This is a genomic window from Caulobacter sp. (genome assembly GCF_049283275.1).
In the GTDB taxonomy this organism is placed as follows: Bacteria; Pseudomonadota; Alphaproteobacteria; order Caulobacterales; family Caulobacteraceae; genus Caulobacter.
In genome coordinates this window covers 1-15288 of sequence record NZ_JBAPVS010000319.1, presented here as the reverse complement: position 1 = coordinate 15288, position 15288 = coordinate 1, and the positions used below count along the sequence as shown (strand labels likewise).

18 protein-coding genes are annotated in these 15288 nt (G+C 68.5%); 6 read left to right on the top strand and 12 right to left on the bottom strand.

The genetic code is table 11. The features are described from left to right. The 4 genes from WAL33_RS18075 to WAL33_RS18060 all read right to left on the bottom strand — a co-directional run. The coding region (locus WAL33_RS18075; RefSeq protein WP_422182955.1) for an AAA family ATPase at positions 1-782 on the bottom strand (782 nt) is incomplete at its 3' end. 16 nt (positions 783-798) lie between these two features. Continuing rightward, a complete protein-coding gene (locus WAL33_RS18070; protein WP_422182953.1) occupies positions 799-1440 on the bottom strand; it encodes a DsbA family protein in 642 nt (213 codons plus the stop codon). Beyond that, a complete protein-coding gene (locus WAL33_RS18065; RefSeq protein ID WP_422182951.1) occupies positions 1437-2075 on the bottom strand; it encodes a DsbA family protein in 639 nt (212 codons plus the stop codon). Before WAL33_RS18065 ends, WAL33_RS18070 begins: the two co-directional genes overlap by 4 nt. A 125-nt stretch (positions 2076-2200) precedes the next feature. Further along, a complete protein-coding gene (locus tag WAL33_RS18060) occupies positions 2201-2740 on the bottom strand; it encodes a DUF721 domain-containing protein (protein WP_422182949.1) in 540 nt (179 codons plus the stop codon). Between the two features lie 54 nt (positions 2741-2794). Here WAL33_RS18060 and mutY point away from each other — a divergent pair, with 54 nt between their 5' ends. Beyond that, positions 2795-3847 (top strand): A/G-specific adenine glycosylase, encoded by a 1053-nt coding sequence (gene mutY / locus WAL33_RS18055; RefSeq protein ID WP_422182947.1) that lies wholly within the window; start codon positions 2795-2797, stop codon positions 3845-3847. On the opposite strand, the gene WAL33_RS18050 is transcribed toward mutY, so the two are convergent. The 7 genes from WAL33_RS18050 to WAL33_RS18020 all read right to left on the bottom strand — a co-directional run bounded on the left by WAL33_RS18050 (position 3844) and on the right by WAL33_RS18020 (position 9515). Then, positions 3844-4275 (bottom strand): hypothetical protein, encoded by a 432-nt coding sequence (locus WAL33_RS18050; RefSeq protein WP_422182945.1) that lies wholly within the window; start codon positions 4273-4275, stop codon positions 3844-3846. The genes mutY and WAL33_RS18050 overlap by 4 nt on opposite strands. Before the next feature lie 255 nt (positions 4276-4530). Next, entirely contained in the window at positions 4531-5607 is a 1077-nt protein-coding gene (locus WAL33_RS18045; protein ID WP_422182943.1) for a site-specific DNA-methyltransferase, read from the bottom strand. Positions 5608-5759: 152 nt separating this feature from the next. Then, on the bottom strand, positions 5760-6422 hold the full coding sequence (locus tag WAL33_RS18040; protein WP_422182941.1) for a ribonuclease HII: 663 nt from the start codon (positions 6420-6422) through the stop codon (positions 5760-5762). A 77-nt stretch (positions 6423-6499) separates the two neighbouring features. Beyond that, positions 6500-7501: a glycerophosphodiester phosphodiesterase family protein gene (locus tag WAL33_RS18035; protein WP_422182939.1), complete on the bottom strand. Its 1002-nt coding sequence runs from the start codon at positions 7499-7501 to the stop codon at positions 6500-6502. 110 nt (positions 7502-7611) lie between these two features. Continuing rightward, entirely contained in the window at positions 7612-8196 is a 585-nt protein-coding gene (locus WAL33_RS18030) for a DNA-3-methyladenine glycosylase I (protein WP_422182937.1), read from the bottom strand. 98 nt (positions 8197-8294) lie between these two features. After that, entirely contained in the window at positions 8295-8654 is a 360-nt protein-coding gene (locus WAL33_RS18025; protein ID WP_422182935.1) for a PRC-barrel domain-containing protein, read from the bottom strand. Positions 8655-8717: 63 nt separating this feature from the next. After that, positions 8718-9515 carry a YgfZ/GcvT domain-containing protein gene (locus WAL33_RS18020; RefSeq protein WP_422182933.1) on the bottom strand — a complete coding sequence of 266 codons (798 nt, stop codon included), beginning with the start codon at positions 9513-9515 and terminating at the stop codon, positions 8718-8720. 108 nt (positions 9516-9623) lie between these two features. On the opposite strand from WAL33_RS18020, the gene WAL33_RS18015 reads away from it, so the two are divergent. Next, on the top strand, positions 9624-10763 hold the full coding sequence (locus WAL33_RS18015) for a glycosyltransferase family 9 protein (protein ID WP_422182931.1): 1140 nt from the start codon (positions 9624-9626) through the stop codon (positions 10761-10763). Positions 10764-10839: 76 nt separating this feature from the next. Here the strand turns inward: WAL33_RS18015 and pip are convergent, their stop codons facing one another. Beyond that, positions 10840-11925: a prolyl aminopeptidase gene (gene pip, locus WAL33_RS18010; protein ID WP_422182929.1), complete on the bottom strand. Its 1086-nt coding sequence runs from the start codon at positions 11923-11925 to the stop codon at positions 10840-10842. Between the two features lie 153 nt (positions 11926-12078). Between pip and WAL33_RS18005 the strand changes: the two genes are divergently transcribed. The 4 genes from WAL33_RS18005 to WAL33_RS17990 form a co-directional block, all read left to right on the top strand. Next, positions 12079-13413, top strand: coding sequence for a dihydroorotase (locus tag WAL33_RS18005; RefSeq protein WP_422182927.1), 1335 nt, complete (start codon positions 12079-12081; stop codon positions 13411-13413). A 234-nt stretch (positions 13414-13647) separates the two neighbouring features. Further along, the gene (locus tag WAL33_RS18000; protein WP_422182925.1) at positions 13648-14004 is read left to right on the top strand and encodes a YciI family protein; all 357 of its coding nucleotides are present in this window, start codon (positions 13648-13650) and stop codon (positions 14002-14004) included. 109 nt (positions 14005-14113) lie between these two features. After that, positions 14114-14467, top strand: coding sequence for a YciI family protein (locus WAL33_RS17995; RefSeq protein WP_422182923.1), 354 nt, complete (start codon positions 14114-14116; stop codon positions 14465-14467). 3 nt (positions 14468-14470) lie between these two features. Then, a partial coding sequence (locus WAL33_RS17990; protein WP_422182921.1) for an RNA polymerase sigma factor occupies positions 14471-15288 on the top strand: 818 nt, incomplete at its 3' end.

The window sequence follows — 15288 nt, the reverse complement described above, 5'->3', positions numbered from 1 at the left end:
GTGTCTTCGACGGCGCGCGCCGCCTCGGTGGCGTCGCTTTGCGTGCGGTTGAGGGTGTCGCGGGCCTCGGTCCAGCGGGCGTAGAGCACGGCGCCTTGCACGGCGCGGATCTCGGCCGACAGGCGCTTGTACTTCTCGGCCTGGCGCGCCTCGCGACGCAGGCGGTTCAGCGCCGTCTCCAGCTCGCGGGCCACGTCCTCCAGGCGGGAGAGATTGACCTCGGCGGCCCGCAGCCGCAGCTCGGCCTCATGACGACGGGTGTGCAGGCCCGAGACCCCGGCCGCCTCTTCCAGGATGCGGCGGCGGTTCTGCGGCTTGGCGCCGATCAACTCGCTGATCTGGCCCTGGCGGACCAGGGCCGGCGAGTTGGCTCCGGTCGAGGCGTCGGCGAACAGGAGCTGGACGTCGCGAGCCCGCACCTCGCGGCCGTTGATCCGGTAGGTCGAACCCTCGCCCCGGTCGATGCGGCGAACGACCTCCAGCACCGGGTCGTCATTGAACTGGGCCGGGGCGGTGCGGTCGGCGTTGTCGATGGTCAGGGTGACGTCGGCGTGGTTACGGGCCGGTCGATTGCCGCTGCCCGCGAAGATCACGTCGTCCATGCCGCCTGCCCGCATGGCCTTGGCCGAATTGGCGCCCATCACCCAGCGCAGGGCTTCCAGCAGGTTGGACTTGCCGCAGCCGTTGGGCCCGACGACGCCCGTCAGGCCGGGCTCGATCCGGAACTCGGTCGGTTCGACGAAGGATTTGAATCCTTGAAGGCGCAGGCGCTGGAATTGCACGGCGCGCGCCCGCCCCTCAGCCCTTGGTCGCGATGGCGATGGCGCCGGCGAAGGTCTCGATCGTCAGGCCGCCCTCGTAACGTTGGCCGTTGACGAAGAAGGTGGGAGTAGCCTCGATCTTGTCGCGGGCGGTGGCCTTCTCGACCCGGGTGTTGATGGCCTCCAGGGCCGCCTTGTCCTGCAGGGTCGCGGTGAATTGCGCCTCGGTCAGGCCAAAGCTTTTGCCGATCTTCAACAGTCCGCCCCACAGGTCCTGACTGTCGAAGATGGCGGCCTGTTGGTGGAAGATCGCGTCCAGCACCTCGAAATAGCGGGCCGGACCCACGCGCCGGGCCAGGAGATAGCCGGCGGCGGCGAACTGATAGGGCTGGGTCAGGAATTCACGGAACACGTACCGGACCTTGCCGGTGTCGATGAATTGCTTCTTGAAGACGGGGAACACTTCGTTGTTCCAGTGGGCGCAGTGGGTGCAGGACAGCGAGGCGTACTCCACCACCTGCACCTTGGCCTGGGGCGAGCCCAGCGCCATGTCGCCCTCGGCGGGCGGCAGCGGCGCGGCGCGCGCGATCGTCGGCGCGGCGACCAGGGTCAAGCCCGTGGCCGCCATTCCCAAGACAGGGAGGCCCGTGCCGATCAGGGCGCGCCGGTCGAGGATCATTTCGCGGCCGCCTCGGCCGCTGCGATGGCGGCGTCCAGCTGGGCCATCGACTGCTCGCCGCCGTCTTCGCCGCCGGCCTTCTTGCCGTTGATGATGAAGGTCGGCGTGCCGGTGATCTTGGCGCTGGCCTGATACTTCTCGACCCGGTCGTTCAGGGCCTTGAGGGCCTTCTCGTCGGTGACGCAGCTGGTGAACTGGGCTTCGTCCATGCCGGCCGACTGGGCGACGCGCAGCAGCACGCCGCGATAGTCGCCGGTGGTGAACATCTCTTCTTGCGAACGATAGACCGAGTCTAGCACCGAGAAATATTTGTCCTTGCCGGCGCAGCGGGCCATCAGGAACGAGGCCGAGGCCACCTGCACGGGCTCGGTCAGGAACTCGCGGTAGACGTAGTTCACGCGACCGGTGTCGATGTACTTGGCCTTGAAGGCCGGGAAGACCTCGTTGTTCCAGCGGCCGCAGTGGATGCACGAGGCCGACGCGTACTCGACGACCGTGACCTTGGCGTTCGGATTGCCCAGGGACATGTCGTCGGCGGTCGCGGTGTCGCTCTTCTTGTCGCAACCAGCGAGGGCGACGCCCAGAGAGGCGGTGAGGGCGACGGCGGTCAAGAGCCGGCGGGTCAACGAACGCATGTGATCTTCCCTGGGATAGGCGTGAACAGTGGAGTTAAGCGCGATTCTTTAGTCGCGTGAAAAGGGCGCGGATAAGGCGTTGCATCAGCCTATCGAACGTCTGGTTGTCAATCCAGCGGCGGGGTTCAGCGCGGATCGCGCAGCACGCCGCGGCCCAGCTTCAACAGGGCCTCCTTCAGGCCGCCTTCGGGCTGGTCGGCCAGGCTGTCGGCCAGATCGCGCTCCTGGGCGGCGTCCAGCGGCGGCTTGCGACGGGGACGGGCGGCGACGGGCGCGGCCTGGGCCTTCACCGGGCCCTGGACGATGCGCAGCTTGGTCACCGCGCCCTTGCCCAGCAACAGGTCCAGGCGCTGGGTGATCTGCGGGGCCTGATGCTGGATCAGCGAGGCCACCGGGCCATCGACCCGCAGTTCCAGCGTGCCGCCTTCGCCGGTGCGGCTCTTGATGACGCGGACGGGCTCGGTGCGGCGCGCGAGGGTGTCGCCGACGATCTCGCGCCAACGGGCCTTCAGCACCGCCGGACCTTGGCCGAATTTCTCGTCCAGCTTCTTGATCAGCGGAGCCAGCGACTTGCCGGCCGGCGGCGGCGCGCGGAACTGCGGACGCGTGCGGCGGCGCTTGAGGATCTCAAGAGCTTCTTCCGTGGTGGGCAGGGGGCGGCGCATGGCGGCAGACTAGCAGCCCCTCCCCATCCGCCCAAGGATTTGCCATAGGGAGGGATGCTCGACATCTCCGCCCTCCGCGCCGCCCTGCTGGCCTGGTACGACGCCCAGGCGCGGGACCTGCCCTGGCGCACCGGGCCGGCGGCCGGCAAGGCCGGGCAGCGGTCCGATCCCTATCGGGTCTGGCTGTCGGAGGTGATGCTGCAGCAAACCACCGTGCGGCACGCCACGCCCTATTTCCTGAGCTTCACCCAGCGCTGGCCGACCGTGTCGGACCTGGCGGCGGTGGAGGACGGCGACCTGATGGCCGCCTGGGCGGGGCTGGGCTACTACGCCCGGGCCCGCAATCTGCTGGCCTGCGCCCGCGCCGTGGCGTCCGAGCACGGCGGGGTCTTTCCGGACACGGAACACGGCCTGCGGGCCCTGCCGGGCGTGGGCGCCTACACCGCCGCCGCCGTGGCCGCCATCGCCTTCGACCGCGAGGCCAATGTGGTCGACGGCAATGTCGAGCGGGTGATGGCCCGCCTGTTCGCGGTCGAGGCGCCCGTGCCCGACGCCAAGCCCGAGCTGAAGCGCCTGGCCGGCGAGCTGGTCACGGATCAGCGCCCCGGCGACTGGGCCCAGGCGCTGATGGACCTGGGGGCCACGGTCTGCCGGCCCAAGGGCCCGTTGTGCGACCGCTGTCCGATCGCGGCCTGGTGCGAGGGCTTGAAGACCGGCGCGCCCGAGACCTATCCGCGCAAGACCCGGAAGACCGACCGGCCCCGGCGCTATGGCGTGGCCTATGTGCTCACGCGCGGCGACGCCACGGCTCTGGTCCGTCGCCCGCCCAAGGGTCTGCTGGGCGGCATGCTGGGCCTGCCGACCAGCGACTGGCGAGGTAATCCGTGGACGGATGATGAGGCAATCGCCGCAGCCCCGGTCGCCGGCGCCTGGCGCGACTTCGGAACGGTGGAGCACGTCTTCACCCACTTCTCGCTGACGCTGCGGGTGTTGCGCGCCGAGAGCAATGGCGAGGGGGACTTCGTCTGGACGTGTCCGGAAGGGCTGGCGGCGCTGCCGAGCGTGTTCCTGAAGGCGGCGAAGGCGGGGCGGGACCGGCTGGTCTAGCGCCCGAGCACGCCTAGGGCGTCCAGAAAGTCGTTGCCAAAAATCTTCAAAAGGAAGGCGGCAATGACCAGTAAAACCGAATAGGTCAGGGCGGACACCACGCCGATGAGGATGTCCTTCCAGAGCGGACGGCCTTGAGTCAGGGCGTCGCGTTGGATTGAGGGTGTCTGATCCTGCAAGACGGTTTGCGCATAGATCGAGAGCGCGCTTTCGGCAGTTTCTCTGAGCGCCTGAAGAGCGGTCGGCGCCCAGTGCTGCGAGTATGTGCGAAGCTCCGCGGCCGTAGGCGATTTTCCCTCTCGCGTCCTGTAGTCGAGCAGCCATTCGCGCTTGGCCTGTTTGTAGAGGCCGTAGGCGATAAAGCCTTCGATATCGTCGGACGTTCGGACGAGTTGGTCGAAGACTGGGTTGTAACCAATCGTCGCCATCAAGCCTGGACCTATCGTTTCGCGAGGACGGACTTGGCGTTCGACAGCGCGCGCTCATAGGAGTCGCGACTTAGCCCGACGACCTTGCTGCCGTCGGGACGTCGAATTTCCTGGAGCACGCTTCCATTTTTGGAGCTTGCCGGGCCCATGCTCACAAAGGCCCCGTTGGTCGCCATCCTGCCGGTCTTGCGCATGGGTGAAAACATAAGCCTTGCCTCGCCCCCACGACAAGGTCCCGGCAGGAAAATGAGACCTTCAGTTCATGCCCGCCCGCACTTGCGAACGCAGGACGTCGATGGGAGCCAGGCCCTTGTCGGTCTTGAAGTGCCAGTAGGTCCAGCCGTTGCAGGCCGGGGCCGACTGCACCAGGGCGCCGATCTTGTGGATCGAGCCCGACAGGTCGCCCACGGTGATCGAGCCGTCGGCCCGGACCTTGGCGGCGTGCGAGCCCTTGGCGCAGTAGAGGGTGTCGCCCGGATTGAGCAGGCCGGCCTCGACGATGTTGCCGAACGGCACGCGCGGCTCGCTGCGCTTGCTGCCCATGACGTCCAGGTCGCCGGGCGCGATGGGAACCACCTTGGCGATGCGTTCCTTGGCGTGGGCGATGTAGTCGGCCTCGCGCTCGATGCCGACGAACTTGCGGCCCAGGCGCTTGGCGGCGGCCCCGGTGGTGCCCACGCCGAAGAACGGATCGAGGATCACGTCGCCCGGCTTGGTCGTCGACAGGATCACCCGGTAGAGCAGGGCTTCGGGCTTCTGGGTCGGGTGGGCCTTGTTGCCGTCGGCGCCCTTGATGCGCTCCTCGCCGGTGCACAGCGGGATGGTCCAGTCCGAGCGCATCTGCACCTCGTCATTGGCCATCTTCAGGGCGTCGTAGTTGAAGGTGTAGCGCTTGGCGCCCTGGCTCTTGGAAGCCCAGATCAGGGTCTCGTGGGCGTTGGCGAAGCGGGTGCCCTTGAAGTTGGGCATCGGGTTGGACTTGCGCCAGATCACGTCGTTGAGGATCCAGAAGCCCAGGTCCTGCACGGCCACGCCGACGCGGAAGATGTTGTGATAGCTGCCGATCACCCAGATCGCGCCGTCGTCCTTCAGCACCCGGCGGGCGGCCTTCAGCCATTCGCGGGTGAACTTGTCGTAGGCGGCGAAGCTCTCGAACTGGTCCCAGTGGTCGTCGACCGCGTCGACCTTGGAATTGTCGGGACGCAGCAGGTCGCCGCCCAGCTGCAGATTGTAGGGCGGATCGGCGAAGATCAGGTCCACCGACTTCTCGGGCAGGGCGTTCATCGCCTCGATGCAGTCGCCCTGGATGATGGTTTCAGGCCCGAAGGACATGTCCGCTTCCCGTAAAAAACACTGAGCGGAATCATGAGTCTAGCTAGTAAAGAGTGTGTTGATGGACGTGGTTACCGGCTCATTAACCCCCTTCGAAACCTGTGGAATGAGTCTGATTAGACTCAGAATTCCGGCTCCGAGATTTTTCGAGCTCAGGCGCTCAGTTCGTCATCGAACGCGCCGCCGCCCGGGTCGCCGAGGGGCAATTCGCCGGAAAGGGCCAGCTTGACCGGCGCCCAGCTCATCCGATGGATCGGCGAGGGGCCGAGGCGGCGCAGGCCCTCGACGTGGACGGCGGCGTGGTAGCCCTTGTGGCCCGCGAACCCGTAGCCGGGATGGACGGCGTCCATCTCGATCATGATCCTGTCGCGGGCTTCCTTGGCCAGGATCGAGGCCGCGGCGATCGAGCACGACAGGCTGTCGCCCTTGACCACTGTCTTGATCGGGCAGGGCAGCTTGAAGCGGTAGTTGCCGTCGACCAGGGCCATGTCGGGCTTTACCGAGAGCCCCTCGATGGCCCGGCACATCGCCAGGCCGGCCGCGTGCAGGATGTTGAGTTCTTCGATCTCCTCGACGCTGGCCAGGCCCACGCACCAGGCGACCGCGACCGACTTGATCTCGATCTCCAGCACCGCGCGCGCCTTGGCGGTCAGTTTCTTGGAATCGTTGAGGCCCTTAGGAACGCGCCTCGGGTCCAGGATCACCGCCGCGGCGCTGACCGGCCCGGCCCACGGCCCGCGCCCAGCCTCGTCCACCCCGCAGACCAGGCCCGGTCCGCAGGCGGCTTCCAGCATCATGTCGGGACCGGTGCGCATGGTCCGTGTTTAGGGGGATTTGCCGGAGATGGAAACGTCCGCCGGGCCAGGGTCGCCGAACCGGTCGGCGACAGGTCCTAGAGCGCGGCGTTGATGATCGGCGGGGCGCGCCCGCGCAGGCCTCGGGCGTCGAGATAGTCGAGCAGGGCCGCCGGCCGATTGGTCTGGATGACGCTGACGCCGTCGCCGACCAACTGGGTCCAGATGCGGCGCCCGTCGGCCGTCGCGCCGCCCGCCCGAGCTCGCGCCAGGAACCCCTTCAGGCCCTTCCGCGCCAGAGCATTGCTCCACAGCCGCACCTGCGCCATCCGTGCGGCGGCCCTCACGGCTTCGAACTCCGAGCGCCGAAGGTCGCACAGCTCGATCGCCGGAACGCGGTTCTCGGCCAGGACCTGGACGGCTGTGATCCCGGCAGGATCGCGGACGGCGCGCCCCTTGACGGCCCCGACCATCGGCATGAAGGCCAGGCCGCTGTAGGGCGGAAGGTCGGCCATCGGGGCGGCCCCCGCTTCGGGGCGAGCCTTCACCAGAACCTGTCCGCCGGCCCCGCTGGCCAGCACGACCTGGGCGACCTGCTCGGCGATCGGCTCCTTGACGTCGAGATTGATCAGGATGCGGCCCCGGGCTCGCGCCAGGAACGCCTCAAGGGTCGGCGGAGCCTCGGCCGTCCCACCGTCGCGACTTCCGCCGGGCGATTTCAGGCGCAGCGCCTTGATCTGCCGCAGGCTCATCTCGGACACCCGGCCACGGCCGTCGGTGGTGCGGTCGACGGTCGGGTCGTGCATCAGCACAAGCGCGCCGTCGGCCGTGCGGCGGATGTCGATCTCGACCATGTCGACGCCCAGGGCCACGCAGCGGTCCAGAGCCGCCAGCGAGTTTTCCGGCAGGCGCGCCGTCATGCCGCGCGAGGGCGCGGGCGCATGGCAGGCTCGGTGGGCCACCACCAGCACGCCGTCCGACCAGTCATAGAGCCGACCGCGCAAGTCCGGCGACGCGTCGGCGAAGGCTGGGCCGGCGCTGGCGACGAACATCGCCACGATCGCCGCGAGGCGTCCGGAAGAGAAATAAGCAAGGCGCATGGTCAAGCTTCCCATTGCGCTAAAATCGCTGATTCTCGCAACAGTGGAGCGTCAGAAGGTCGACGGAACCGTGACGAGAGTCCCGCCCAGTTTAGGCGGGATTTCGGCCTCTAGCGCGCCAGCTTTCGGCATTCTTCGTGCCGGAAGCAGGTCGTCAGGTGATCGTTGACCAGTCCCGTCGCCTGCATGAAGGCGTAGACGATCACCGGGCCGCAGTACTTGTAGCCCTTGGCCTTGAGCATCTTGGCCATGTCGGCGGCCAGGGGCGTCTGGGCCGGGACGTCGCCGCCCGTCCAGCGGTTCTGGATCGGCTTGCCGTCGACCATGCCCCACAACAGATCGCCCAGGTCCTCGCCCCGTTCGCGCATGTCGCAATAGATTTTCGCGCCGGAGATCGCCGCGTCGATCTTGCCGTTCGAGCGGATGATGCCGGCGTCGGCCATCAGGCGGGCGCGGTCGGCGTCGCCGAACCGGGCCACCTTGTCGGGATCGAAATTGGCGAAGGCGGCGCGGAAGGCCTCACGCTTGCGCAGGATGGTGATCCACGACAGCCCGGCCTGGAATCCGTCCAGCACCAGCTTCTCCCACAGGGCGCGGGAGTCGTACTCCGGCACCCCCCATTCTTCGTCGTGATAGGCCTCGTAGAACGGGTCGCCGTTCATGCCGCGCCAGGTGCAGCGTTGAATCTCGGTCATGGCGGCGAGCTTGGCCGAACGCGGTGCGGATTTCCAGAACTTTTAGAGAACAAAGCGGACGGTCGCGCATCGCCTCTCGCGACGCGCGACCTGTTGGATCAGCCCTTCCAGTCCGGCAGGGCGGTCAGTTGGGCCTTGGTCAGTTTGGTGTGGACGATCATGTCGTCGTCCTTCGGCTCAGGGCTCACGGTGACGTCGGCCAGGGCCACGACGACCTTCTTGTCCGGACCGGGACGGTCGATCTCAATGACCACGGCGGTGGGCTTGCCGGCCGGGTCCAGCAAGACATGCTCCACCTCGCCGGCCCGACGACCCGCCGAATCCATCACGTCGGCGTCCTCGATCTGGCCGACGGTCGCCTTGTGCTGAGTGGGCTGGCTTTCGTCGCGGGCGATTGTCTGGGCGGTGGCCGCGCCGGCGATGGCGGCGAGCGAAAGACCGATGAGAAGACGTTTCATGGGCGGAACTCCTTATAAAGCAGGCCCAACCAACGTTCCGCCGTCTGACGACGTTCCCGCGCCCTAGTCGGCGGGAGCGGTCGCAGGAACCCAGTCGGGCCGCTCAACCGCCACCGCCCGGCCGTCCGCCGTCAGGTCCGCGCCCTCGATGCGGTCCAGGCGCAGCAGGGCCATGGCGCGGCCCTCACGGCCCGACAGCACCTCGCCGGCCCGAAGTTCGCCGGCCAGCACCTCGGTCCCGAAGGCCGGCGGCGGGCCGTCGAAGGCGATCGGCAACATGCGGTTCTTGATCACGCCACGGCGCTTCATGCGGCTGGTGGTTTCCTGGCCGACAAAGCAGCCCTTTTTGAAGTCGATGCCGTTCAGCAGATCGAAGTCAGCCTCGATCGGGTAGGTCTTGTCGGTTCCCCAGTCGGCGGGGCCGGGCACGCCGAGGGCCAGACGATGGGCGTCGTAGTCGTCTTCGGCGGCGGTGACGGCTTGCTGGCCCTCGTAGAGACGCGAGCCGAGAGCTGGAAGGCGGGGGTCGGAGAAGCCCTGGCCGGGTGCCGGCCAAGCCGCGAACACGGAGAGCGGGCTGGACGCCAACTCCACCTTGGCCCGCAACTTGTACATCGTCAGGCGCATCAGGATCGCGTCGCGATGCTCGGCCGGGATATCCAGCAGCAGGCCCTCTTCCACGCCCGCCACGAACAGATCGTACAGCAGGCGACCCTGCGGACTCAGCAAGCCGGCGAAGCGCAGCTCGCCCGGCGCCAGGGTCTCGACCTCCTGGCTCAGCAGCCCGTTGAGGAAGCTTCGGGCGTCGGGGCCCAAGACGGCGATGACGGCGCGGCTGTCGAGGCGGGCGATCTGACTCATGCCTTCCATGTGGCAAGGCGCACGTCTTCGCGCCAGTGCTTAACGAATAGAAAGCTGAGCTGTTATCGAGGGATGCGCCGACTCGCGACGGGCCTTATACAAGGACGGATGACACAGCGGGCCTTCCCGATTCTCTTCATCACCGCCACACGGATCGGCGACGCCGTGCTGTCGTCCGGCCTGATCAAGTTCCTCGCCGACCAGATCCCCAACGCGCGCTTCACCATCGTCTCCGGACCGCTGGCCGCGCCCCTGTTCGCCCATGTGCCCGGCCTGGACCGGGTGATCGTCATGGAGAAGGGCAAGGGCAAGGGTCACTGGTTCAAGCTGTGGAACCAGGTGCGCCACAAGAAGTGGGGCCTGATCGTCGACCTGCGGGGTTCGGGCACCGCCTACTTCCTGCGCCGCGAGAAGCGGGCCGTCTGGAAGCGCCACGTCGGCGATCCGCTGCACAAGGTGATCGAGGCCGCCAAGGTGCTGAAGCTGGAGGGCGATCCGCCGGCCCCGCACCTCTACATCACCCCCGAGGTCCAGGCCCTGGCCGACCAGCTTCTGGCGCCGCGCAGGGGCGAGCCGGACGGGCCGATCCTGGCCGTCGGCCCGGCGTCGAACTGGGTGGGCAAGATCTGGCCGATCGAGCGCTTCGCCCAGACCACCCAGCAGCTGCTGGGCCCCGGCGGCGCGATGGCGGGTGGTCGCCTGCTGATCCTGGGCGGTCCTGGCGATGGACGCATGGTCGATGAGCTGCGCATGGCCTCGGCCCGCGGCCGCTACATCGACCTGACCGGCAAGGTCGATCTGCTGACCGCCTATGCGGTGCTCAAGCGCGCCGACCTGTTCATCGGCAACGACAGCGGCCTGATGCACATCGCCGCCGCGGCCGGTGTCCCGACCCTGGGTCTGTTCGGTCCCTCCGACGAGCGTCGCTACGGCCCGTGGGGCCCGCTGACCAAGGCCGTGCGCGGCCCGCGCAGCTTCGAACAGTTCCTGGCGGTGGACCCCGACCTGTCGCAAGCCATCCGCCACATGAGCGACCTGCCGGTGACCACGGTGGTCAAGGCGGCCAAGGCGCTGCTGGCCGAGGCGAAGGCGGCGGCCGAGGCGGCGCCGGAGGTGGTGGTCGAGGCGGACGCGCCGGAATCCACGGTCGAGGACGCGGCGGTGACGCCTGAGCTCCAGGCGGTGGTGGAGGACGCGGCGCCGGCGGCGGTCGAACCCGCAACGTCCGCGGACGCCGACCGCACCTGAACTTTCCTACCCCGCCACCGTCATTCCCGCCCTTGTTGCGGGAGTGATGAGCGAAGTGGGAGGCGCCGCTTTCGCCCTAGATCCGCGCCAACCCGTCCATGATCGCCGTCAGCGCCAGCACGGTCTGCGCCTCCATGGCGCTATGCCCCGCATTGGTGCGCACATAGCTCACCGGCGCCGCGCCCACCTTCGCCAGCGCCTGGACCAGTCGCGAGGCCTGGGTCAGCGGGCAGACCTGGTCGAAGCGGCCGTGGACGATATGGATCGGCAGCCCCGCGATCTTGTCGGCGTTGCGGGTGATGTAGTCCGGCTCCAGGAACAGGTTGTTGGCGAAAAAGTGGGCCTCGATCTGGGCGAAGCACAGGGCGAAGTCGGCCTCGCCGAACTTCCCCGGGTCGCCTTCCTCGGGGATCATGTTCGAGATCGTCCCCTCCCAGACCGACCAGGCCAGGGCCGCGCGCAGCTGGGTCTCGCGATCCGCGCCCCCTTCAGGCTTGGCGTCGAAGATCGCCTTGTAGGCCCCCATCATGTCGCTGCGCTTCTCCGCCGGAATGATCTCGACGAAGGCCTTCCACTCGTCGGGATAGGCGATGTACGAGCCCGGTTCGGTCAGGGCATGGGGCGACTTGTCGAACACCGCCGCATTGCCCTGGTACATGTAGAGCAGGTCCTCGGTCGTTCCGAGGAAGATGCCGCGCAGGATCAGCGAGGCCACATGCTCGGGATGGCGGATGGCGTAGACCAGGGCCAGGGTGCTGCCCCAGCTGCCGCCGAACACGTGCATCCTGCCGGTGATGGCCAGCGCCTCGCGCAGGCGGTTGATGTCGGCCACCAGGTGGTCGGTGTCGTTGCGGACCAAGGCGACGGCGGGGCCGTGCGAGGCCACCGTCGGCGTGCTATTGCCGCAGCCGCGCTGGTCGAACAGGATCACGCGGTAGCGCGCAGGATCGAAAAACCGCGACATCACCGGCGCGCAGGCCCCGCCCGGCCCGCCGTGCAGGAACATCACCGGCTCGCCTTGCGGGGCGCCGTATTCCTCCCAGTAGAGGGTGTGATCGGGCGCGGTGTCGACCTGCAGCATCCCGGTCCGGTTGGGCGCGCCCTGCGGATACTTCCACTCGCTCGTGACCTTGCTGGTGGTCTGGAGTCGGGAAAAGTCCATGGGTGCCTCGTGCGCTAGGGAACGCCTAAAGAAATAGTTTGGGGGAGGTGCGCCCGTCGCGCACGGCGGTCAATGTCGGAAGCGGGCGATATTTGGTCTTGCGGCCGCTAGGGTGGGCTCCTAGACCGCCCCAAACCCGTAGGAGCACGCCCCATGACCCAGACCTTCGACCTGATCGTGCGCGGCGGCGAGGTGGTCAATCACGCGGGGCGCGGCTTCGCCGACATCGGGGTCCGCAACGGCAAGATCGTCGCCATCGGCGACCTGGGCCAGGCCTCGGCCGGCGAGATCTTCGACGCGACCGGCCTGACGGTGCTGCCCGGCGTGATCGACAGCCAGGTCCACTTCCGCGAGCCGGGCCTGGAGTGGAAGGAAGACCTGGAGAGCGGTTCGCGCGGCGCGGCTTTGGGCGGCGTGGTCGCCGTGTTCGAGATGCCCAACACCGAGCCGACCACCACCGATCCCGAGGCCCTGGCCGACAAGCTGGCCCGCGCCAAGGGCCGAATGCACACTGACCACGCCTTCTATGTGGGCGGCACCCACGAGAACGCGACGTTCCTGGGCGAGCTGGAGCGTCTGCCCGGCTGCTGCGGCATCAAGGTGTTCATGGGCGCCTCGACCGGCAGCCTGCTGGTCCAGGACGACGAAGGCGTCGAGAACGTGCTGCGGCACGTGAACCGCCGCGCCGCTTTCCACTCCGAGGACGAGTACCGCCTGGCCGAACGCCGCAGCCTGGCCCGCCCCGGCGACTGGACCAGCCACCCCGAGGTGCGCGACGCCCAGGCCGCCTTGCAGTCGACCCACCGTCTGGTGCGCATCGCCAAGAGCCTGGGCAAACGCATCCATGTGCTGCACGTCACCACCAAGGAAGAGATCGAGTTCCTGTCCCACAACAAGGACGTGGCCAGCGTCGAGGTCACGCCCCAGCACCTGACCCTGGTCGCGCCCGAGGCCTATGAGCGGCTGAAGGGCTTTGCCCAGATGAACCCGCCGATCCGCTCGGCCGACCACGTGGCCGGCGTCTGGCGCGGCATCGAGACCGGCATCGCCGACGTGCTGGGCAGCGACCACGCGCCCCACACCCGTGAGGAGAAGGCCCGGCCCTATCCGGCCTCGCCCTCGGGCATGCCCGGCGTCCAGACGCTGGTTCCCATCATGCTGACCCATGTTGTGAATGGCAGGTTGAGCCTGGAGCGCTTCGTCGACCTGACCAGTCATGGCGTGAACCGCGTGTTCGGCCTGGCCGACAAGGGCCGCATCGCCGAGGGCTTCGACGCCGACTTCACGATCGTCGACATGAAGGCCAAGCGCACCATCACCCACGACTGGATGGCCACCCGCTCGGGCTGGACCCCGTTCGACGGCTTCGAGGCCAAGGCCTGGCCGGTGGCGACCATCGTGCGCGGCACGGTGGTGATGCGCGACGACGAGATCGTGGCCGAAGGGACGGGGGCGCCGGTGCGGTTCCTGGAGACGCTGGCGGGGTAGGCTCACCTGAGCCCTCCCCTTTGGGGGAGGCGGCCGAAGGCCGGTGGGGGGCGTGGTAGGATCGTCGATCCTGGATAGGCCGCCTTCCTATACTCCCCCCTCCGTCGGCTGCGCCGACACCTCCCCCACAGGGGGAGGAGCGAGTTCTCGACTTTTTTTACCGGCCCCTGTCGAATCCGTTCCACCTCGCGCGACTTACAGCAAGGCGCGCGCCGTGCGCCGACGGAGGGTTCGATGAAGTACCTGCTGCTGATCTATTCCCAGGAAGCCGCCTGGGCCCTGCCGGAAAACCACGCCGTCCTGCCGGACATCGTCGCGCGGCACGAGGCGCTGCAGGACCAACTGCGGGCGGACGGCAAGACGTGGCTGGCGGCGCGGCTGGCCAACACCCCGGCGGCCCGCACCGTGGTCACCCAGGCCGAGGGCCAGGTGGCGCACGACGGGCCGTTCGCCGAGACCAAGGAGCAACTGGCCGGTTTCTATCTGGTCGAGGCGCCTGACATGGCCGCCGCCGAGGCCTGGGCGCGCAAGATCCCGCAGATCGCCGGCGGCAAGGTCGAGGTCCGCGAGATCATCCACAGCCCCAGCTGAAGCGATCGAAAAAATTGGCGGCCGAATGTCGAGTCCCGTCAGCACGCCGCGTCTGTGATGCATGATCGAACGGCGCGTCGCCGCTTCGGTCGTCTAGGAGGACGAAATCATGCAATACGCCCTGCTGATCTATGAGGACGAGGCCGTCTATCGCGACGAGAACGGCCGCGCCTGGCAGGAGATCATCGCCCAGCACGAAGCCTTCGCCGCCGAGCTGGTCGAAAAGGGTCTGCTGCGAGGCGGGGCGGGCCTGAAGACCGCCAACACCGCCACCACCGTGCGCCGGGCCGCCGGCCAGTGCTCGTTGCACGACGGCCCCTACGCCGAGAGCAAGGAACAGCTGGGCGGCTTCTACCTGATCGAGGCTCCCGACCTGGACGCGGCCCTCGACTGGGCCCGCAAGCTGCCGCTGTCGGGCGACGGCTCGGTCGAGGTCCGGCCGGTGATCGACGGGACGACCTAGCCGGTGGCCAGGAGTCTCCTCGACCAGGCGGCGCGGGCGCACGGCGGGCGGGTGATCGCCGCCCTGGCCGCCAAGTTTCGCGACCTGGACCTGGCCGAGGAGGCCTTCGCCGAGGCCTGTCTGAACGCCGCCCAGGCTTGGCCGCGCGATGGAGAACCCCGCGACCCGGCCGCCTGGCTCTACAGCGTCGGCCAGAGGCGGGCCCTGGACATGCTGCGGCGGCGCGGCGTGCGGACCCGGCTGGTTCCCGATCCGCCGCCCCAGCCGCCCAGCGCGGAGGACGCCATGATCGACGACGCGCGCCTGATCCCCGACGAGCGGCTGCGGCTGATCTTCGTCTGCTGCCACCCGGCCGTGGCCCCCGACGCCCGCGCCGCCCTGACCCTGCGCCTGGTCTGCGGCCTGTCCACCCAGGAGATCGCCCGGGCTTTCCTGGCGCCCGAGCCGACCCTGGCCCAGCGGCTGGTGCGGGCCAAGCGCAAGATCGCCCAGGCGGGCATCGCCTTCGAGGTCCCCGGCCCGGAGGCCTGGCCCGAGCGGATCGGGGCGGTGCTGTCGACCCTGGAGATCGCCTACGCCAAGGCCCACGAGGACGCGGCCGGGGCAGGGCAGCACGCCGGCTACGCCCAGGAGATGCTGGATCTGACCGCCGTCCTGGCCGACCTGCTGCCCCATGAACCCGAGTGCCTGGCCTTCGCCGCCCTGGTTCGCTACGCCGAGGCCCGCCGCCCGGCCCGGCTGGACGACACCGGCGCGATGACCCCGCTGTCCGAACAGGACCCGGCCCTCTGGCGGCGTCCGCTGATCGACCAGGCCGAGGC

Excerpts from the sequence above, each read along its gene's own strand:
- pip (WP_422182929.1), bottom strand. The coding sequence starts at position 11,925 with ATGGACTTTTCCCGACTCCAGACCACCAGCAAGGTCACGAGCGAGTGG.
- WAL33_RS18040 (WP_422182941.1), bottom strand. The coding sequence starts at position 6,422 with ATGCGCACCGGTCCCGACATGATGCTGGAAGCCGCCTGCGGACCGGGC.
- WAL33_RS18035 (WP_422182939.1), bottom strand. The coding sequence starts at position 7,501 with ATGCGCCTTGCTTATTTCTCTTCCGGACGCCTCGCGGCGATCGTGGCG.
- WAL33_RS18045 (WP_422182943.1), bottom strand. The coding sequence starts at position 5,607 with ATGTCCTTCGGGCCTGAAACCATCATCCAGGGCGACTGCATCGAGGCG.
- WAL33_RS18065 (WP_422182951.1), bottom strand. The coding sequence starts at position 2,075 with ATGCGTTCGTTGACCCGCCGGCTCTTGACCGCCGTCGCCCTCACCGCC.
- WAL33_RS18070 (WP_422182953.1), bottom strand. The coding sequence starts at position 1,440 with ATGATCCTCGACCGGCGCGCCCTGATCGGCACGGGCCTCCCTGTCTTG.
- WAL33_RS18005 (WP_422182927.1), top strand. The coding sequence starts at position 12,079 with ATGACCCAGACCTTCGACCTGATCGTGCGCGGCGGCGAGGTGGTCAAT.
- WAL33_RS18025 (WP_422182935.1), bottom strand. The coding sequence starts at position 8,654 with ATGAAACGTCTTCTCATCGGTCTTTCGCTCGCCGCCATCGCCGGCGCG.
- WAL33_RS18000 (WP_422182925.1), top strand. The coding sequence starts at position 13,648 with ATGAAGTACCTGCTGCTGATCTATTCCCAGGAAGCCGCCTGGGCCCTG.
- WAL33_RS18015 (WP_422182931.1), top strand. The coding sequence starts at position 9,624 with ATGACACAGCGGGCCTTCCCGATTCTCTTCATCACCGCCACACGGATC.
- WAL33_RS18060 (WP_422182949.1), bottom strand. The coding sequence starts at position 2,740 with ATGCGCCGCCCCCTGCCCACCACGGAAGAAGCTCTTGAGATCCTCAAG.
- mutY (WP_422182947.1), top strand. The coding sequence starts at position 2,795 with ATGCTCGACATCTCCGCCCTCCGCGCCGCCCTGCTGGCCTGGTACGAC.
- WAL33_RS18020 (WP_422182933.1), bottom strand. The coding sequence starts at position 9,515 with ATGAGTCAGATCGCCCGCCTCGACAGCCGCGCCGTCATCGCCGTCTTG.
- WAL33_RS17995 (WP_422182923.1), top strand. The coding sequence starts at position 14,114 with ATGCAATACGCCCTGCTGATCTATGAGGACGAGGCCGTCTATCGCGAC.
- WAL33_RS18050 (WP_422182945.1), bottom strand. The coding sequence starts at position 4,275 with ATGGCGACGATTGGTTACAACCCAGTCTTCGACCAACTCGTCCGAACG.
- WAL33_RS18030 (WP_422182937.1), bottom strand. The coding sequence starts at position 8,196 with ATGACCGAGATTCAACGCTGCACCTGGCGCGGCATGAACGGCGACCCG.